The sequence below is a fragment of the Enterococcus sp. DIV1089c genome, from assembly GCF_050530965.1.
GTDB lineage: Bacteria > Bacillota > Bacilli > Lactobacillales > Enterococcaceae > Enterococcus_B > Enterococcus_B hirae.
The window spans coordinates 2,399,512-2,420,052 of the sequence record NZ_CP172888.1 but is presented as its reverse complement, the minus strand read 5'-3'; the positions used below and the strand labels follow the sequence as shown (position 1 = coordinate 2,420,052).

Sequence of the window (20,541 nt, the reverse complement as noted above, 5' to 3'; positions counted from 1 at the left end):
AATGGCTATTTACTCTCGTTTTTGAAAGCGTTACAATTTTTGCGAGACATCAATAATCTTTAACCAATGGAGGAAAGTATGGAGAAAAAATGGTGGCATCAATCAGTTGTCTATCAAGTATATCCTCGTAGTTTTCAAGATACGAATGGGGATGGAGTCGGGGATTTACAAGGAGTGATCGCTCGATTAGATTATCTGCATTATTTAGGGATCGATACGATATGGTTATCTCCCGTATATGAATCTCCTAACGACGATAATGGTTACGATATCAGTGATTATCAAGCAATCATGGCCGAATTTGGCACGATGGCTGATATGGAGGAACTGATTGCAGAAGCAAAGAAACGAGAAATAAAAATCATTATGGATCTCGTCGTCAACCACACGTCAGATGAACATGCTTGGTTTATCGAAGCTCGTCAAAGTAAAGAAAATCCGTATCGAGATTATTACATTTGGCGTGACCCAATCAATGGAAAAGAACCGAATCAATTACGGTCGATCTTCAGTGGTTCTGCTTGGCAGTTTGATGAAACAACTAGTCAGTATTATTTACATCTTTATAGTAAAAAGCAGCCAGATTTAAACTGGGAAAATCCCCACTTACGTCAAGAAATCTATCAGATGATGAACTTTTGGATCGATATGGGGATCGGTGGTTTTCGAATGGACGTGATCGATACGATTGGGAAGTTACCCGATCAAGAAATAACAAGTAATGGTCCCAAACTTCATGACTATTTACAAGAGATGAATCAAGCTACCTTTGGAAACAAGGATCTGATGACAGTGGGCGAAACTTGGGGAGCAACCACGGACATTGCCAAGCTTTATTCTGATCCCAAGAGAAATGAACTATCGATGATCTTTCAATTTGAGCATGTCGGTTTGGATCAACAGGCAGGAAAAGACAAATGGGATTTAAAACCATTAAGTATTCCTGAGTTGAAACATGTATTATCAAAATGGCAAACTTCTTTAGAGAATGAAGGATGGAACAGTCTATTTTGGAATAACCATGATTTGCCAAGGATCATCTCACGTTGGGGGAATGATCAAGATTATCGAGAAGAAAGTGGTAAAATGTTTGCGATTTTGCTTCATATGATGAAAGGGACACCTTATATTTATCAAGGAGAAGAAATCGGGATGACAAACTACCCGATCAAGGATATTTCTGAAGCGCAAGATATTGAAACGATCAACATGTATCACGAACGGTTAACTTTAGGATTTACTCCGGAAGAAATCTTGTGTTCGATCAATGCAAAAGGACGTGACAATGCGCGTACACCGATGCAATGGGATAATAGTGAACATGCTGGATTTACCACAGGAACGCCTTGGCTACACGTCAATCCAAACTACCAAACGATCAATGTGAAAACAGCCTTAGCAAAGAAAGATTCTATTTTTTATACGTATAAGCAATTGATCGAGTTACGGAAAAACAATGAACTCATCGTCTGGGGAGATTATCAGTTGGTAACAGATACGCCCGATGACGTATTTGCCTATTATCGGACGTTGAATAATGAACAATGGTTAGTCGTTTGCAATATGTCTGAAAAAAATCAGCCATACACATTGACTGATCAAGCGATGACACTGGTCATTTCAAACTATCCACAAAAACAGATACCAACTGGCAAACTGAATTTACGTCCTTATGAAGCTTTTGTTTTGAAGACGAGCAAATAAATGACTTGTCCGAACACCTCAAAAAAGAGTATGATAAAAGAAATTTAGACAAGTGTGAGGACCATGATGAAAGTATTGTTTGATTTGATTCCAAAAAAACAAGAGGAAATGGTACTTTTTCAAGTTCATGAAAAGGTACCATTTTTAACTTCGATTGCTGATATTTTAGAGAAATACAAAGTGGAAACTATTTTAGTGAGAGACTATAAAAAAGAAAGAGATGTCTATTTAGATTTATTCTCGATTTTTTATATCGAATATCTTGATCGCAAATGTTTTTTTTTTACGGAAAATGAAGTGTATGAGCGAAGATTGACACTAGCTCAGTTAATGAAAGAACTCCCAGAACCATTTATCCAAATATCGAAAACGATTATTTTAAATATCTATATGGTTAAAGAAATCAATTCGTCGCTTTTAAATGGAAATCTCTATGTCACATTACAAAATACAGAAGAGTTACTCGTTAGCCGTTATTTTTCCAAAGCATTAAAAGAAAAAATTGATCAGACTTTTCGCAACAAGTGACAAGAAAAATGCAAGAAATGACAATCAAACTAGCTTCAATAAGGAAACCTTGTAGAATAAATGTACCTGATAGCTGGTAAGATGAAAAGGAGAGCCCGATGAAATTGATACAACGTATGATGAGAAGTATTGGTATTGGAAGCTTTGCTTTCTTGCTGTTCAAATTAGTTTCACAAACCCATGAGATCACGAGAAATGAGATTCTTTTTGTCTTCTTTCTCTCGGCTTTTATTGGCGTAGTATCGCTGATCGAGCGAATTGAGAAGCTTAATTATCTTCAGATTATACTGCTACATTTTATTAGTACGTATGCCTTTAGTTATTTCTTGTTGGTGCTGTTGAATGGAAGTGTTTCTGTTCATTTTGAGAGATACACGCTAACCTTTGTGAGTATCTATTTCATTGTGTGGCTTTGTTTGATCATCAGGAACTTTTTACGAGCCCGATTGTTAAATAAACGAATCCAAATAATCAATACACGGCATTCAGGAATTTCAGGAAAGAAAGAAGAATAAAACGTGGAACATCTACAAAATTATCTCATTGTGTTAGTATTGATTCTCTTTATTTTACAGAGATTACTTAAAGAAAGAGCAATCAAAGACACGATGAAAAGTGAAATCATCATTGTATTAGTTGGACTTTATTTAATCATAAGCAACTGGCAAGAAATCATTAAGACTAACCATACACTTATCCTTATTGTTTTGTCTGTTTTGCTGGGATTCATCTTTGGCGTGTTACGTGCCCAAACTGTAAAAATCTATCAAAGACAAAGTGACCAGCAATGGGTAAAAAAGGGAACTTGGCTGACCGTCCTTTTTTTGGTTGAATCAAACGAACACTCCCCTAATGGCGCTTTGATCTTTCCATCTAAATAGCGTTGATTCGCGGTATAGATCCCTGCATTGATCGCAATTAGAGCTTGAACAGGATCATAGAAGGTCGAGGCATGAAGCAAAAAAGTACTTCCTTCAAGCCGCTGTTGTAACTCTTTTTCCGTCTTCCCGATATGTCGCATAATCGTGTGGCCTTTTCCGCCTTTTGCAAAAAATTCATCATAGACTAGATCGATGGGCGTATACCAACTAAATTTTTCATCGTCATCTTTATTGTTGGGGTCTTTCTCTTTCAGTTCTTTGATCCGCTCTTTCAGTAGTGCCATACTAGTTGCTGTCCAGGTAGCTCCTAGCGCCCCTTTGATCAAGACGTCCTTGGTCTTACCGTCAATGATATCTCCGGTCTCTTCATCAAGCACGCCACGCCGACCATCAATGGTGAGGGCATCATCATATGGAATAGCATCGGCACTGTAAGAAATCTCAATGGCGCCCCAGTAGTAAGTAGGAACGGCTTGCTTCGTTTCTGCATAAATAAAGTTGCCTGCTTGATCTAACACCACGGCTTGTCCGTATAAGGAAGCAATCATCCCTGATGGATCAAAATCAATCCCATTATTAGTCGGAGCGAGTGCCTCCGTTAAACGATTGGTAATTTGTGCTTTGCGTGTCGTATATTCTTTTGCCATTGCTTGTGCGGTTTCAACTGCTACTGCTGTTGAAGGCACATCAATTGCACCTAATGTATAGGTGGTTGTTTGTTGCACATAGCCAAGTAAGCCATCAAGAGTAGTAATTTGTTCTAAGGCTTGAGTCATAGAGATAGGTAGTTCTTTTGTATATAAAAAGGCTTGTGAGGCACCATTAGCAATATAGAATTTACCAACGATCTCTAAGATTGCTTGATCACTCGCTCTGGAAGGTTCCGCTAGTTCAATACTTTCTAGTACAAAAAATTGGTCGTCTGCATAAGTGTGTTTCGCTACAGATGCATCGCGTCCAAGAATGCAAGCTTGTCCTTGTTCAGACCATAGAAGGTTGTAACTGATGCGCCTACGATACATCAAAGCGTCACTACTTATGGAAAAGCGATAAGCACCATGATCATTTGTGCCGGTGAGGTATTCACGCATTACCGCATGGCTGGTGACGTCCTGCGCATAGCGGGCTTGTAGATTTTGTGAAAAATTATACGTGCTGGTAGTGGAATTCATCCCAGAAAGTGCGAAATCTGTGAGATCTTGTTGCACATTGGAGGTAGAGTCTAATGATTCACGAAGCCCCTTACTGGTTTGAATAAGATCGTTTGTCATCACGCCTAAATAGGAACCTAATTGGTAACTGCTATATGCGATACTAGCACCTAGCATGACGGGAATGATGAATAGGGCGGCAGCAGTTTCCAGAAAACTTGCGCCTAAAGTTGCTCCACCAGATAAGGCAGAAGCATATTCTGACAAAGATAAATGGTTAAAGATATTTAAAGGTGAGTCAATTGCTTGTTTTTCCGATGCAAGAGTTGAAGGAATTGGTTGTACCAAGGGAGGCATTTCTTCTTGCAAGACAGCTTGTGGTTCGACCGTGGTTTCTTGAGAATAGACACTCAGTGGGGACGAGAAAAAGGGCAAAAGCAACAACAAGGACATTAGTATAGATCTTTTTTTCATAATTAAACTCCTTTTGATTATTTTTTCACTAACCCAACAAACTTTAATGTTCTCCTTTCTTTGTATTCGATTACATAAAAATTGTAAATGAGATAACTAATTAAATCAAAAATCATGTTATTAAAATAACGTTTATTTTTTTGCTTTGAAATAAAAAAGTTTAGAACATTTTACATAATAGTATCTATTTTTTTAAAAAGTGCTAAAAAATAGAAGATTGAATAAAAATCAGTCAATTTTAAATAACTGGGTATATCTATTTTTCAACTGGCTTATTTGTGCCCTTTATTTTTTCACGGCTGTTCTTATGATCGAAGATTTGCTTCGTTTTTGAGTACATTTTTTGAAACATTAACGGTTACATGATACTCTTCAAATAGGCTATTGGAAAAGAGGAAAATGGATGAGGATCGTGATCATTGGTGGTTCTTTTGCGGGGATCTATGAAGCAATTTCTTTGCGAAAAAGTTGTCCTGACAGTGAAATCATACTTTTGGAAAAACAAGACAAGATTGGGTTTATACCGAGTGGACTCAATTTACTGTTAAAAAAGCAACTTACAAGTAAAGAGCAACTTTATTGGTTGACTAAGGAAGAATTGCAAGCGCTATACGCAATTGATGTTCAAGTACGCACGGAAGTCGTTTCACTTGAAATAGCCACGAAGACTGTGTTTATCCAAAATGGGCGACAGCTTACTTTTGATACATTGGTGATTGCAACGGGTTCGAGTCAGCAATTCAAAAATGGAAACAAAAGTACGCAGATCCGTTCTGTTAAAGATATCCACTTAAAAGAATCTTTGGAACAAAGTCTTGCGAAAGCACAAAAAATTGCTGTGATTGGTGCGGGACAAGTAGGACTTGAATTAGCAGAAGGGTTATATCATCAGCAAAAAGAAATCCATCTCTATGAAAGTCGACCAACATTGTTGTTCCGTTATTTCGATCCCGAAATGGTTGAACCGTTAACACATGAGTTATTGCAACGGCATATCCAATTGTTTTTGAATGAACAAGTGCAAACGCTCGAAGAAAACGAGCAAGTGGTCATAGTGACGGATCAAAAAACAGAAAGCTATGATTTAGTTCTGCTAGCGAATCACACGCGTCCAGACCATCATCTCTGGCAAGATCAGTTTAAGCTAAATGAAGATGGTACGATTTGGGTCGATGAGTATTTGCAAACGTCAGCGAAGGATATTTATGCAATCGGTGATGCGATCCAAGTGACGTTCCAACCGACTCAAGAAAAAATGTATGTCTCTTTGGTCAATAATGCACTACGTACGGCACAAGTGGTCAGTCAAACGATTAGTGGCAAACGTACGAAAGATCCGGGAACCTACCGAGCAATTGGAAATCATTGGTTTGGTTATTTTCTAGGAAGTGTCGGGCTAACGGAAGAAGAAAGTATTTTTTATCCGCAGACTGTCCGTAAAACATATTTGCTTGCCCGCTTAGCTGCGACCAATAGTGAAACGGCGAAAATCAAAGTGATGTGCAATGAAAAGGGACAATTACTTGGTGCGCAGTTGCGAAGTCGAGAGGAGATATTCGATTTATTGGATCGATTCACTCTCGCTATTGAGGAAGGCTGGACGTTAGAGAAATTATTCGAACGGGAGTTTTTCTTCCAGCCAGAATATCGGTTGCCGCTTCAATTGATAAAGGTGGTTGATATGCTCGATGAAGATTGAACAATTACTAGAGAAAAAAGAGCAGTTGCAAGTGCTGATTCTTAGGGACATGGTGTTGCATGGTGGAACTGTAGGCACGAATCAATTAAGGGAACAAGTCAATCTTTCTAAAACATCATTTGATCAATATATAGCAGAAATCCCAATGATCGGTATGATGATGGGGAAGAAAGTAGCAATCAAAAGAAATGAATTTCAAGTCACATTAGAGTTGGCTGAAGATGTCAGCTTAGAAAAAATCATTCTATTCTTAGTTCAACAAAGCTTGAAATTCAATCTGCTTGTTTATTTATTAGAGCATCACCAAGCATCGATCGTTCGTCTAGCAACAGCTTTTAATATCAGCGAATCTTCTGTCTTTCGTAAGATCAAAGAATTGAATCAGTTACTGCAAGAATTTTCTCTACAAATCAAAAATGGCCAACTCTATGGCGAGGAATTGCAAGTTCGTTATTTCTACTATGTATTATTCCAATTTATCTCTGAATCACAACGTCCCCTTTTCTTACAACAGACGCCTGATAAAGCGCCGCTTATTTTAGGATTGGAGCGAGCCTTAGAAACGACATTCTCTCAAGAGTCAGCTAGTAAAATCGCCTGCTGGCTGGGGATCACTCGTAAACGGCTATTGAGTGAAAAAACGACGTTTGCTACATTGAAAGAAAAGAAAATACTTTACCAAAAGGATCGTTTGTATCAAGCACTTGATCCGGTCATTTCACTTTATTTAAGTCGGACAGCTGCTGAGATCAGTGGCTATGAGCCTTTGATGTTTTACAGTTTTTTTGTCTCGTTTGCTGTGTTATCAGAAGAACATTTTTATCAATATGATTTAACCCGAAGTAAAAAATTACCAACAGCTGTATTAGATACGTACATTAGAGAAACGATGTTGTGGCACTATCGTCCACGAAAGTTGAAGATCAAGGAAGAAAAAGCAGTCGGTTATCAATTAGCTCAAATCGATAATGAGTTTTATTTTTTTCGAGGAGTCATGACGATCTATGAGCCAGAACATCTCTTGCAACAACAGAAAAAGATGTTAGGCCGCTCCCTTAGTCAATTACTCGAACGATTGAAAGAAACAACACTGACACAACTACCTGCTAAACAAGGAGAAGAAGCTGCTTTAAGTTATCTCATGATTCAGTATGCCAATATTCTTATGATGATCGATTTTTATATTGCGAAATCGTTCACTATCGGAATCGATATTGAAACATTACCGATTTATCGAGTGGCATTTCAACAATTTTTGTTAAGAGAGCTAAAAGGAATCAGTGGGATTGAGATTGAAAATCGACGACCAGGTAAAAAGTATGATTTAGTGATCACGTTTAATCAAGAAGATCCTCATCAAAATTATTATTATTTATCAGAGTTTGCTTCAAGCTATGATATCGCAAGGTTAAAGCAAAAAATCGAAGAAGAAAAAAAAGCAAAAAATTAAAAACTGTCAAAAAAACAGAAAATAAATGTTTTTTTGGCAGTTTCTAAAAAATGAAACGGTGTAAGATAAAGATAAATTTAGAAAGCGTTTGCAGATAATGGAGGAGATCAGAATGACAGAATCAACATACATCATGGCGATTGACCAAGGAACGACAAGTTCACGAGCAATTATTTATGACAAAAAAGGTAGACATATCGGTAGTTCACAAAAAGAATTCACGCAATATTTTCCTAAAGAGAGCTGGGTGGAACATGATGCGAATGAAATCTGGAACTCCGTACAGTCGGTCATTGCAGGGGCATTCATTGAATCTGGGATCAAACCGAATCAAATTGCAGGCATCGGGATCACTAACCAACGTGAAACGACGGTGATCTGGGAAAAAGATACTGGACGTCCGATTTATCATGCTGTGGTCTGGCAATCTCGTCAATCCGCATCAATTGCTGATAATTTAAAAAAGGAAGGCTACCAAGACTTTTTCCATAAAAAAACAGGTTTAGTGATTGATGCCTATTTTTCTGCTACAAAAATACGTTGGATTCTTGACCATGTAGAGGGAGCGCAAGAACGTGCTGAAAAAGGCGAATTGCTTTTTGGTACGATCGATTCATGGCTGGTATGGAAATTAACAGACGGTCAAGCACATGTGACGGATTATTCCAATGCAAGTCGGACGATGTTGTTTAATATTCACGATCTTGATTGGGATCAGGAAATCCTTGATCTCTTGAACATTCCTCGAGCAATGCTGCCAAAACCGACTTCTAATTCGGAAATTTATGGTTATACACAAGGGTATCATTTCTATGGAAGTGAAGTGCCGATTTCTGGAATGGCTGGTGACCAGCAAGCTGCTTTGTTTGGACAAATGGCTTTTGAACCTGGAATGGTCAAAAATACGTATGGTACAGGATCATTTATCGTCATGAATACTGGGGAAGAACCCCAACTATCCAAGAACAATCTATTAACGACGATTGGTTATGGAATCAATGGCAAGGTTTACTATGCACTGGAAGGGAGCATTTTCGTAGCAGGTTCTTCCATCCAATGGTTGCGAGATGGGTTGCAAATGTTACAAAAAGCAAGTGATTCCGAAGAAGCAGCAAAACGTTCTACAAGTGAGGATGAAGTCTATGTCGTGCCAGCATTTGTTGGGTTAGGGGCACCTTATTGGGATCAAGCTGCGAGAGGTTCGATGTTTGGGTTGACACGTGGAACGACCAAAGAAGATATTATCAAAGCAACCTTACAATCGATTGCATACCAAGTAAGAGATATCATTGATACGATGCAAGAAGACACAGGGATCAAAATACCAGTCTTGAAGGTCGATGGTGGCGCAGCGAACAATGAATATTTGATGCAATTTCAGACAGATATTTTAAATATTCCGATCCAACGAGCAGAAAATCTGGAAACTACGGCATTAGGTGCGGCATTTCTAGCTGGTTTAGCGGTTGGTTTTTGGAAAGATACAGATGAAATCAGAGAATTTTATGAAGCGGGCAAGATGTTTGAAGTAGAGATGCCTGAAGAGCGTAGAGAAAAATTATATGGCGGTTGGAAAAAAGCGGTAGTAGCAACACAAGCATTTGAGTAAAGGGAGGGAATGTCATGTTTTCAAGAGGAACAAGACAAGAAAGTATTGAAAAAATGCAACACGAAAAGTTGGATCTGCTGATTATTGGTGGCGGTATCACAGGGGCTGGTGTGGCGCTTCAAGCCGCAGCATCAGGAATCAAAACGGGGCTAATCGAAATGCAAGACTTTGCAGAAGGTACTTCTTCACGCTCCACAAAATTAGTACACGGAGGGATTCGTTATCTTAAAACTTTTGACGTCGAAGTTGTAGCAGATACTGTAGGCGAACGAGCGGTGGTCCAAGGCATTGCACCGCACATTCCAAAACCTGATCCGATGTTACTACCGATCTATGAAGATGAGGGGGCAACGACATTTAATATGTTTTCAGTCAAAGTGGCAATGGATCTCTACGATAAATTGGCAAATGTGACTGGAACAAAATATGAAAACTATACGTTGACGCCAGAAGAAGTGTTAGAACGAGAACCATTTTTGAAAAAAGAAGGGTTAAAGGGCGCTGGTGTTTATCTAGATTTTCGGAACAATGATTCACGTTTAGTGATCGATAACATCAAAAAAGCAGCAGAAGATGGTGCTTACCTAGTAAGTAAAATGAAAGCGATTGGCTTTTTATATGAAGGAGATCAAATCGCGGGTGTCAAAGCACGTGATCTGTTAACGGATCAAGTCGTGGAGATCCACGCAAAAATAGTGATCAACACAAGTGGTCCATGGGTCGATAAAATCCGTAACTTGAATTTCAAACGTGCGGTATCACCTAAGATGCGACCAACCAAAGGTGTTCATCTAGTCGTAGATGCTAAAAAACTGCCTGTTCCACAACCAACATATTTTGACACGGGCAAACAAGATGGCCGAATGGTTTTTGCCATTCCACGAGAAAATAAAACGTATTTTGGAACGACAGATACGGACTATCAAGGGGACTATACAGATCCAAAAGTAACGCAAGAAGATGTGGACTATTTATTAGATGTCATCAATCATCGTTACCCAGATGCAAACATCACCCTCGCAGACATCGAATCAAGTTGGGCAGGGTTACGCCCATTATTGATCGGTAATTCTGGTTCTGACTATAACGGTGGTGACAACGGCTCTATTTCAGATAAAAGCTTTAGTAAAGTCGTTGATACGGTTACTGAATATAAAGAAAACAAGGCTTCTCGGTTAGAAGTAGAGGATGTATTGAATCATTTAGAAAACAGCCGTGATGAAAAAGCCCCTTCTTCGATTTCTCGAGGCAGCTCGTTAGAACGTGAATCGGATGGTTTGGTGACACTATCAGGTGGGAAGATCACAGACTACCGTAAGATGGCAGAGGGCGCACTAAAATTAATCCGCCAGTTGTTGAAAGATGACTACCGGATGTCAGTAAAAGAAATCGATTCGAAATATTATCCCGTTTCCGGAGGAGATTTTGATCCAACGAAACTGGAAGAAACTGTGGAAGAATTGACAAAAATCGGAGTTGAATCTGGTTTAGCAGAAGCTGATGCAAAATACATTGCAGATTTTTATGGAACCAATGCGAAAAAGATTTTTGCTTTGGCAAAAGAAATGACACCGTATGAAGGACTAAGTTTAGCTGAATCTGCTCGTTTACGTTATGGGTTAGAAGAAGAAATGGTATTAGCACCAGGGGATTACTTGATTCGCCGCACGAATCACTTGTTGTTTGAACGTGATCAACTTGATGCGATCAAACAACCGATCATTGATGCCATTGCGTCTTACTTCGCTTGGTCAGCAGAAGAGAAGAAGCGTCAAGAAGCTCATTTAGAAGAATTGATCGCAGAGTCGGATCTACGTGAATTGAAGGGGGAAAAATAGATGAGTGCAGAAATGACGCAGATCATGGGAGAATTTATTGGTACGATGATTTTAGTTTTACTTGGTGATGGGGTATGTGCTGCGGTTAACTTGAACAAGAGTAAAGCCCAAGCTTCTGGTTGGATCGTGATTGCTTTTGGTTGGGGACTAGCCGTTACAATGGCTGTCTATATTTCCGGATTTATGGGACCTGCTCATTTGAATCCAGCCGTATCTTTAGCGATGGCGATGACCGGTGCAATTGGCTGGAACCTAGTGATTCCGTTTATTATTGCGCAAATGTTAGGTGCGATCATCGGAGCTGTTTTAGTTTGGTTGACGTATTTACCACATTGGAGTGTGACAAAAGACCAAGGCGCAATTTTAGGTACATTTGCGACAGGTCCTGCCATTCGAAATTATCCAGCGAACTTTATCACCGAGTTGATCGGTACTTTCGTTTTAGTACTAGGATTATTAGCGTTTGGACAAAACTCATTTGCCGATGGTACGAATGTCTTTGCTGTCGGAGGTTTGATCTTAGCAATCGGTCTTTCCCTAGGTGGACCAACTGGCTATGCGATCAACCCAGCTCGTGACTTAGGTCCACGTCTGACCCATGCGATTCTACCAATTGCAAACAAAGGAAACTCAGACTGGGGCTATTCATGGATACCAGTAGTAGCGCCAATGGTCGGAGCTGTCGTGGCTGTGGGAATGTATATGTTGATGGTATAAAAAGGCGGTAAAGTGTGTTATTCCTTAATAAATAATATAGAAAACGGTAAAATAGGTCTTCTATTTTACCGTTTTTTAGCACTTGACAAAGAGCAGCGCTTTAAAAAATGGGTTATTGAAGATCGCAAAATCAACGGGGTGCTTTGCTGACAACCAGAAAATTTTTTTAGATTTGTTCATGGGTCTTGATTGAATTAACCAGAGTGAAATAAAGGGCTTTCGTTATTGATTGACAGTGACAGCTAAACTTGCTATAGTGAATTTGAAAATAAATAAAACCTAGATGAATGAGGTATTTTGATGAGTGTAGCAGGTATCTAACGTAGTAAGTTGAATAGCCAATAGAGCCGTAAGCTTATTTGGCATGCTTATAGATGATACCTGTCATTTCATAACCAACAATTCTATTAATGAGGGATGGGGCGCGTCTTATTTGAGATGTTCCTCATCTTTTTATTTTTCCTAGGTCTTATTTATTTTAGGACAGGTATCTCTTCAAAAAAGGAGAGAATATGAAACAAACAATCGATAAATTACAATTTAATCAAATCAAAGAAGAAGTGAAAAAACGAGCTATTGGACAATATAGCAAAAAGCGTATCGAAGAAATGACCCCGCAAACTAATCTACAGACAGTCAAAAATCGCCAAGAAGAAACAAAAGAAGCGCGACAAATCTTAGAAAGCCAGCAACACGTTCCCTTTATGGGATTGACACGGATTGATGCGTTGACTTCCCAAGTGAAAAAAGGCTTTTTACTGACACCAACTGAATTGATCGAGTATGCAGACTTTTTAAGAAGTAGTCGAATGATCCGTCGTTTTTTTGAAAAAAATCAATATCAAACACCCTTGTTGCATGTGTATAGTAAGAATATGCCTGATTTGTCGATGGTCGAAGAGTTGATCTATCAACAAATCAAGAACCAAAAAGTGAGTGATGAGGCCTCACGAAATTTACGGAAAGTACGAAAACAATTACAATTAACAGAAAAAGAAATCCAGGATCGTCTTTTAAAGTTTCTAAGACATCCGCATAACAAAGAAATGATCCAAGAATCAATGATTGTTCAAAAAGGCGATCACTATACGATCCCAATCAAAGCTAGTTATAAAAATAAAGTGCCAGGCACGATTATTGAACAGTCAAATAAAGGAACGACCGTCTTTATCGAACCAACGGCTGTGGAAAAAGCGAGTATGAATTATCAATTGTTAAAAGCAGAAGAAATAGCAGAAGAATATCAAGTTTTAGCTTATTTGACTGGTGCTTTAGCAGAACAAGAACAAGCAATCGATTTGATTATCGAAACGATTACTAGATTAGATATCATTTTCGCCAGAGGGAAGTATAGTCGAGAAATCCATGGTGTGACACCACTGATCAATCAATCAGAATACATCAAGATCAAACAAGGAAGGCATCCACTGATCCAAGGGAAGGCTGTTCCGTTAGACTTTGAACTTGGTAATGACTATCGAGGATTAGTGATCACTGGAGCGAATGCAGGTGGTAAGACTGTCGTATTAAAGACAGTGGGGTTATTGACGTTGATGGCGATGTTTGGTTTACAGGTTCCGGCAGCCGAAGGAACAGAGCTAGCTGTTTTCGATGAGATTTTTGTGGATATTGGCGATCAGCAAACGATCGAGAATGCGTTAAGTACGTTTTCTGGTCATATGCAAAATATTGCCGAGATGTTACGCAAGGTGAGCAGAAATACCCTTGTATTACTTGATGAGATCGGCAGTGGCACAGAACCTAATGAAGGAGCAGCGCTAGCAGTTGCTATCATGGAAGCCATGTATGAACAAGGGGCACTGATCGTTGCAACTACTCATTATGGCGAAATCAAAAAATTTGCGAATGATCATGAAGATTTTATTCCAGCCGCAATGGCATTTGATAAAGAAGCATTGAAACCTAAATACCTTCTTCAAGTGGGGGAAACAGGAGAAAGCCAAGCGCTATGGATCGCTCAAAAAATGAACATGTCGCAAACCTTAATCGAACAAGCCCAATATTATATCCAGCATAAAGCTTATCGGGCAACCAAAAAAGTGTTTCAGACAACGAAAGTAAACGTGCCTAGGACGAAGACACAAGTGCAGCAATTTTCGAAAGGGGATCGGGTATATTCTGCGGTCCACCAACAAGAAGCCTTAGTTTATGAAGATACAGCAGAAGAAACGGTTACGATTTTCTTGGATAAAGAGTTAATCAACGTCCCACGAAAACGTCTCACGTTAAAGATGTCAGCAGAAAAGTTATATCCAGTCGGTTATGAATTAGACCATTTGTTTACAGACTTTCAAACTAGAAAATGGCAAAGAGATCTAGCACGAGGATCGAAAAAAGCGCATAAAAAATTAGCCAAAGAAGCTAAAGAACGACGAGAAAAAAGAGACTAGGGGTTAAATGAAGACATTGTTTTAAAGAGGAATAGCCAATAGCTCTCGTCTTTTTTCGACAGTCGTTCCAGTAGTTTTTATGATCCAAGTATGTGAATAGCTAAATTGGAGTGTTACTCATGACTTTAGACAACAGGAAAAAATTGGCACTTGTACCGATTTAGGTTAAAATGGAACAAAGTTTATTTAGGGAGATGTCATGGATGAAACTGACTTCGAATTGGCGAAAAGAAATAGGAACGATCCCTAATCTTTTATCAATTTTTCGTGTGGTTCTTTTGCCGTTTTATTTTTACTTTGTTTTAGAGCAATCGTTTATGCTTGCCGGTATCTTGATTGCTCTATCAGGAATCACTGACTTTTTAGATGGATTTATTGCTCGTAAGTTCAACCAAATCACGGAATTGGGGAAATTATTAGATCCAGTGGCAGACAAGTTGACGCAACTGGTCTTGATCCTTTCCATGGCTTGGTATCGACCGATGATTTGGTGGATATTCGGTTTATTTCTGATCAAAGAAGGGTTCATGTTTTTTGCTGGTATCATTGGATTGAGAAAAAATGTGAAATTAGATGGGGCAAAATGGTATGGGAAATTAGCAACTGCGGTCATTTACGCAGGCATGGTGCTTTTACTGTTGTTTCCCGAACTTCCTGCGATCTGGGTCAATTGGATCTTTGGATTGATCACTTATAGCTTGCTTCAATCCTTCGTTTTGTATATCCGTGAATATCATAAACTATTGAATTAAGAGAGTAATGTCTCAAATACAAATAAAAGAACTCAAACCAAGGAAGTGGTTTGAGTTCTTTTAATTGATGAGGGGATGGATTTCCGCTCATTGTTTTAAATTCTGTAGGAGAACCTTGCTTAACTCTCGAAGCTAGTAGTCTTAAGGTTTGATATAAGCATAGCCTTTTTCTTGTAATTCAATGAGGTCTAAAATACCAGCTGGTACCACGATGACCTTTTCAGGCAAGGATTCTGTACTGATGTGATTGCCACGTAGCGCATTAGCACAAGCGTGGAAGGTAACCCCTAAAGCAAGAAATTCTTCATTTGCTGGATCAAGGTAGCCGGTGATGCCTTCACCGTTGACACTAACCACAATCGTCGTTTCAGGAGCGATTTTCAATAGGTTCTTGACGTTATTCATCGTTTCATGCCACTTTCTCGTTTCATCGATATGAAAAACAACTTTCATTTGAGTCTCTCCTTATTTTTTGATGATCAAGTTGATTGCTTGTTCCATTTTTTTGGCTTGCTCTTCTGCGCTGTTTTCTGGATGCTCCAAACAGTCTTTTAAGTTTTCTGCCACGATCATTCCCATGACACGATCAATGCTAGAACGAACGGCACTTAATTGTGTGATAATTGCCATACAGTCTTTCTCTTCTTCAATCATCTTTTGGATGCCGCGAATTTGTCCTTCTGTTCGTTTTAGTCGATTGATGATGTTCTTGTCATTGATTTCCATTTGAAAACCTCCTTTATGCTTCTAGTGAGATGATACCCTATGTAGGTATATTTTGTAAATAATTATGTCGATTTAAAAAATCTAGGATTTGAATAGTTGACAATTCTCTCTTTTTTGTGTTGAATATACCCCATATGGTATTTACAAAAATAAAAAAGGTGGAAATAAAGATGTCACTATTTCAAACAGTTAAATCAATCTCAACAGCGGAATTAAAAGAAAAATTGAATGGTTCTATTCAGTTGATCGATGTAAGAACACCAGCAGAATACCAAGGGGGGCATATCAGACAAGCGAAAAATATTCCACTTCAACGTATTCTAAGTTTCAAAGGAAAACAAGAAGCGCCTGTCTATGTCATCTGTCAATCGGGAATGCGGAGCAAACAAGCTACGAAAGAGTTGAAGAAAATGGGGTATGATGTTATCAATGTACGTGGTGGAATGAATCAATGGTTTGAACCAACAGTAGGAGGGAAATAAATGAAAATTGTTATTGTCGGCGGGGTAGCAGGGGGGATGTCTGCTGCTACTAGATTACGTCGTTTAAAAGAAGATGCTGAAATCGTCGTGTTTGAAAAAGGACCGTATGTCTCATTTGCCAATTGCGGGTTACCTTATTATCTCTCTGGTGAGATCAGCGAGAGAGAGAATCTTTTGGTACAAACACCAGAATCATTGGCTGCTCGTTTTCAATTAGATGTGCGTCCCAATCATGAAGTCACAGCCGTTTTTCCAGATGAAAAGAAAGTTGAAGTTTTATCTGATGGGAAAAAATGGCAGGAAAGTTATGATGTGTTGCTTCTTTCCCCAGGGGCAAAATCAGTCAGACCAGCTATTTCAGGATTAGCAGAAGCCAAAAATGTTTATACCGTTAGAAATGTACCGGATATTGATATGGTAATGAATGCTCTTGAAGAACAACCCAAAAAAGCTGTCGTAGTAGGGGCAGGCTTTATCGGATTGGAAATGGCAGAGAATTTAAAAAAACGTGGACTGGCAGTTTCAATTGTAGAACTGGCACCACATGTTTTGCCTTCTTTAGATGAAGAAATGGCGGTGCATATCCAAAATGAACTCATTAAACAAGGCATCCATGTCCAAACAAAACGTTCTGTCACTGCTTTTGAACATGGTGGCAAGCAGTTACGATTAGATGATGGCACAACGATCGATTCTGATTTAACGATCCTCTCAGTAGGCGTTCAGCCAGACAATACATTGGCAAAAATGGCTGGACTTGAAACGGGACTGCGTGGTGGGATCGTAGTCAATGAACACTACCAAACAAGTGATCCTTCCATCTATGCGGTGGGAGATGCCATCGTTGTCAAACAACAAATTACAGGTGCCGATGCGTTGATTTCTCTTGCTTCTCCTGCTAACCGTCAAGGGCGACAAGCAGCAGATAATATAGCGGGAATCGTTCGTAACAATCGAGGAAGTCTTGGTACGTCAATTGTGCGGGTCTTTGACCTTGCTGCCGCTTCTACTGGATTAACAGAAAGAATGGCCCAACAAGCCAACTTACCTTTCTCAGTAGTCCATGTTTCTGGGAAAGACCATGCTAGTTACTATCCTGAAGCTACAGATATTTTGTTAAAACTGATCTTTCATCCTAAGACAGGTGAAATCTATGGTGCACAAGGAGTCGGTGCCAAAGGTGTTGATAAACGAATCGATAGTTTAGCCACAGCCATCAAAGGACAACTAACGATTTTTGATTTACCGGAATTAGAATTTACCTATGCGCCACCTTTTGGTTCTGCGAAAGATCCAGTGAACATGTTGGGATATGTGGCCATGAATGTTGCAGAAGGGCTAAGCGAGACGATCCAATGGCATGAATTGCCAGAAGCACTTGCACAAGGAAAAATCTTACTCGATGTTCGTAATGAAGGCGAGTTGCAAAACGGTGCTTTTAAAGATGCGCTGAATATTCCTTTAAATGATTTACGCTGTCGATTGGCGGAATTAGACCATGAGAAAGAATACGTTGTCAGCTGTCATAGTGGACTGCGTAGTTACTTAGCAGAACGTATCTTGAAACAAGCAGGCTTTCATGTCCAAAATCTCGATGGCGCCTTTGCTTTGTATCACGCTGTTCGTCCAGAAGACTTGATTTATCCAGAAAAATAGAGCTTTGCCTTGCATTCTTAGTAAAATGGCGCTAGACTGGTTAGTTCTACTACTTCGAATCAAAGGAGAATGTGTATGGTCAACACACGAAATTTAGAAGAAGCCTATCTAGCGTCAGTTTATCGGCAATTACTAGAAAAGCAGGAAGAGTATCAGCAACTATTACAAGAAACCAGTGTGTACGGACGGGATTCGTTACAAGCGATGTCCGAAGATATTCGGATCAATTTTGATAGTTATTTAGACAATCTTGATACGTATTCACTGATTGAGATGAAAAATCGCGAAATCGATCAATTGAATCTCAAGATCCAATCAGCTAATGAGACTTTGAAAAAAATCGAACGGCTATTGATGAGTCCCTATTTTGGGAAGATCGAAATTGATTTTTTAGAGGAAGAAGCACAGGGAAAAAACAGTCACGAAGCTTTTTATATTGGTACGGCTAACTTTACTAATGATGAGGATGAAACCTTGGTTTATGATTGGCGTTCACCGATTGCTTCTCTTTTCTATAACAATGATTTAGGTCAGTCTTCTTATTTAGTGAATCAAAACCAAATTGAGGTAATGATCCATGAACGACGTCAATTTATCATCAAAAAAGATCAATTGCTCCACTTTTTTGACACCTCGGTAGCAATCCAAGACGATGTCTTACTTGATGCTTTAGAACAAAGTGAGACGTCAGAGATGAAGGCAATCACGGCTACGATCCAATCCGAACAAAATACGATCATCCGAGACACTACAAGCCAAAATATCTTAGTCAATGGCGTTGCAGGCAGTGGGAAAACCTCAACGAGCATGCAACGAATTGCTTATTTGCTTTATCAATACCGAAACCAACTTTCTGCGGATGATTTGCTGATTTTGTCGCCGAACCATCAATTTATTGATTATATCGGTAAGGTATTACCTTCGTTAGGTGAAAAAAATCCGTTGAATGTCACGATGATTCAGTTAGTGGATCAACTTTTTTTAGGGAATGTTGAGTCAGAAAAAGCTTATTTTCAACGGATTACGCAGACGGATGTGGATGACCAGACAGCAGTTCTCAGAAGTCAGGCATTTATGAAGCAGATCGAGCAAGCGACTTCCTTGTTTACTGAACAGGCTGATTTCTTTTTAGCCATCAAAAAGAAGGAAAAAATCGCGATCTCAAAAGAAGTGATCAAAAAAATCTATGATAGCACGCCCGATTACCCGAATCTAAGAGAAAAACTTCAAGCGACTAAAGACCGATTGTTGCGCTACTGGGAAAAGCAATTGCTGAAACAAGCAGGTAGTGACGCCATTAAAGATCAATTATTATCCTTACCAGAAGAGATGCAACAAAAGTATTTCCAACAGTTGATCACCGATGAATCGCCAGAGAAATTAGTCAGTTATGGCAAACAATTGCTTCAAAGAAAATATCGAACAGTAACGAAACAAATCAAACAGATGGCGTGGGTCGATGAACAATTTTTATTTGAGGAGATTTATCAAAGTTACACTGGGAATAAGTATCAGCGAACAACTCCTTGTACATTAGATGAAGCCGTCGCACGTTTGCATGTACGCCATATGCTGATCGAAAAAATCACCCAAGTCAAAAAGTTCGTGTTGATTGATGAGGTCCAAGATTATACGAGTGCGCAACTTTTTCTCTTGTTAAACGTCTTCCCCAACGCTCGTTTTACACTCGTAGGAGATGAAAATCAGGGGATTTTTAATTCCACGACTTCTTTTGAAGCAATTGAAAGCTATTTTTCAACGCCTGGACGATCTGTGACGAGATATGATTTATTGAATAGTTATCGTTCAAGCGGTGCAATCACGACTCTCTTTACCCAATATTCAGGGGAAAAAGAAAAGATCGCTATTGTTCCCGTTCGTCCTTATGGGGAAGAGCCGGAATTTGTGACTGCAGCGACTTTCGATCAGTGGCTCAGTCAGGTCAATGAACGACAACAGCACACGGGTGAACAATTAACAGTCATTACATTGGAAGAACAGCAAGCCACGATGTTACAGCAAAAAGCAGAGCGGAACAACCAACTGAACATCCAAGTACGCCCATTGAGTCTTTCTAAAGGACTCGAATTTGATCACGTACTGATTTATCTAACAGCTGAACCGAATACCCCACGTGAAAGAAGGCAAATGTACACGGCTATATCTCGAGCAATGAAAACTGTCGTTATTTCTTTGGTAACAGATCAATAGAGAAAAAACAAGTTATCTTTAGTGAGACTCGCTAAGATAACTTGTTTTATATTTTTATTATTTTAGTTATTTTAATTTATTAAGAAAACCTTAACGTCAAGTTCAAATCTCATACATATTTCAAGAAACAAGCTACTATTAAATAAACAAATTTAAATAAATACAATAAAAGTAAAGTATAAGTAAGGTCTAGTTGGTCATTTTGATGAATTGTTCGTCTAACTGTCATCATCAAAAAAATGTAAAGGTTTT

16 protein-coding genes are annotated in these 20,541 nt (G+C 39.0%); 13 read left to right on the top strand and 3 right to left on the bottom strand.

Features of this window, described 5'->3' with window-relative positions:
- Nucleotides 1–78 precede the first annotated feature (78 nt).
- The 3 genes from IGL30_RS11400 (at nt 79) to IGL30_RS11390 (ending at nt 2,747) form a co-directional block, all read left to right on the top strand.
- Complete coding sequence (locus IGL30_RS11400; RefSeq protein ID WP_123874958.1) at nt 79–1,704, top strand: glycoside hydrolase family 13 protein; 1,626 nt, start codon at nt 79–81, stop codon at nt 1,702–1,704.
- Between the two features lie 63 nt (nt 1,705–1,767).
- Nucleotides 1,768–2,232: a LytTR family DNA-binding domain-containing protein gene (locus tag IGL30_RS11395; RefSeq protein ID WP_123874959.1), complete on the top strand. Its 465-nt coding sequence runs from the start codon at nt 1,768–1,770 to the stop codon at nt 2,230–2,232.
- Between the two features lie 98 nt (nt 2,233–2,330).
- Nucleotides 2,331–2,747, top strand: coding sequence for a DUF3021 family protein (locus tag IGL30_RS11390; protein WP_010720973.1), 417 nt, complete (start codon nt 2,331–2,333; stop codon nt 2,745–2,747).
- Nucleotides 2,748–2,998: 251 nt separating this feature from the next.
- On the opposite strand, the gene IGL30_RS11385 is transcribed toward IGL30_RS11390, so the two are convergent.
- Nucleotides 2,999–4,738, bottom strand: coding sequence for an RNase A-like domain-containing protein (locus IGL30_RS11385; protein WP_430618294.1), 1,740 nt, complete (start codon nt 4,736–4,738; stop codon nt 2,999–3,001).
- Between the two features lie 403 nt (nt 4,739–5,141).
- Here IGL30_RS11385 and IGL30_RS11380 point away from each other — a divergent pair, with 403 nt between their 5' ends.
- From IGL30_RS11380 to IGL30_RS11350, 7 genes are all read left to right on the top strand, one after another.
- Nucleotides 5,142–6,437, top strand: a complete 1,296-nt coding sequence (locus tag IGL30_RS11380) for an FAD-dependent oxidoreductase (protein WP_123874961.1) — start codon at nt 5,142–5,144, stop codon at nt 6,435–6,437.
- Nucleotides 6,427–7,887 carry a helix-turn-helix domain-containing protein gene (locus tag IGL30_RS11375; protein ID WP_123874962.1) on the top strand — a complete coding sequence of 487 codons (1,461 nt, stop codon included), beginning with the start codon at nt 6,427–6,429 and terminating at the stop codon, nt 7,885–7,887. The genes IGL30_RS11380 and IGL30_RS11375 overlap by 11 nt, the downstream gene beginning before the upstream one ends.
- Before the next feature lie 112 nt (nt 7,888–7,999).
- Entirely contained in the window at nt 8,000–9,496 is a 1,497-nt protein-coding gene (gene glpK, locus IGL30_RS11370) for a glycerol kinase GlpK (RefSeq protein WP_010720962.1), read from the top strand.
- Between the two features lie 14 nt (nt 9,497–9,510).
- On the top strand, nt 9,511–11,334 hold the full coding sequence (gene glpO / locus IGL30_RS11365; RefSeq protein ID WP_430618291.1) for a type 1 glycerol-3-phosphate oxidase: 1,824 nt from the start codon (nt 9,511–9,513) through the stop codon (nt 11,332–11,334).
- Nucleotides 11,335–12,051, top strand: coding sequence for an MIP/aquaporin family protein (locus IGL30_RS11360; RefSeq protein WP_123874964.1), 717 nt, complete (start codon nt 11,335–11,337; stop codon nt 12,049–12,051). It abuts the gene before it with no gap.
- A 512-nt stretch (nt 12,052–12,563) separates the two neighbouring features.
- A complete protein-coding gene (locus IGL30_RS11355) occupies nt 12,564–14,462 on the top strand; it encodes an endonuclease MutS2 (RefSeq protein WP_123874965.1) in 1,899 nt (632 codons plus the stop codon).
- Between the two features lie 203 nt (nt 14,463–14,665).
- Complete coding sequence (locus tag IGL30_RS11350) at nt 14,666–15,214, top strand: CDP-alcohol phosphatidyltransferase family protein (protein ID WP_034867944.1); 549 nt, start codon at nt 14,666–14,668, stop codon at nt 15,212–15,214.
- A gap of 141 nt (nt 15,215–15,355) precedes the next feature.
- Here the strand turns inward: IGL30_RS11350 and IGL30_RS11345 are convergent, their stop codons facing one another.
- Both IGL30_RS11345 and IGL30_RS11340 read right to left on the bottom strand, forming a co-directional pair.
- Entirely contained in the window at nt 15,356–15,667 is a 312-nt protein-coding gene (locus IGL30_RS11345) for a DsrE family protein (RefSeq protein WP_010720957.1), read from the bottom strand.
- Between the two features lie 12 nt (nt 15,668–15,679).
- On the bottom strand, nt 15,680–15,940 hold the full coding sequence (locus tag IGL30_RS11340) for a metal-sensitive transcriptional regulator (protein WP_010737033.1): 261 nt from the start codon (nt 15,938–15,940) through the stop codon (nt 15,680–15,682).
- 170 nt (nt 15,941–16,110) lie between these two features.
- Between IGL30_RS11340 and IGL30_RS11335 the strand changes: the two genes are divergently transcribed.
- From IGL30_RS11335 to IGL30_RS11325, 3 genes are all read left to right on the top strand, one after another.
- Complete coding sequence (locus tag IGL30_RS11335; protein WP_010720955.1) at nt 16,111–16,422, top strand: rhodanese-like domain-containing protein; 312 nt, start codon at nt 16,111–16,113, stop codon at nt 16,420–16,422.
- On the top strand, nt 16,423–18,078 hold the full coding sequence (locus IGL30_RS11330) for an FAD-dependent oxidoreductase (RefSeq protein ID WP_088774958.1): 1,656 nt from the start codon (nt 16,423–16,425) through the stop codon (nt 18,076–18,078).
- Nucleotides 18,079–18,153: 75 nt separating this feature from the next.
- The gene (locus IGL30_RS11325; RefSeq protein ID WP_123874966.1) at nt 18,154–20,289 is read left to right on the top strand and encodes a HelD family protein; all 2,136 of its coding nucleotides are present in this window, start codon (nt 18,154–18,156) and stop codon (nt 20,287–20,289) included.
- The last annotated feature ends 252 nt before the right edge of the window (nt 20,290–20,541 follow it).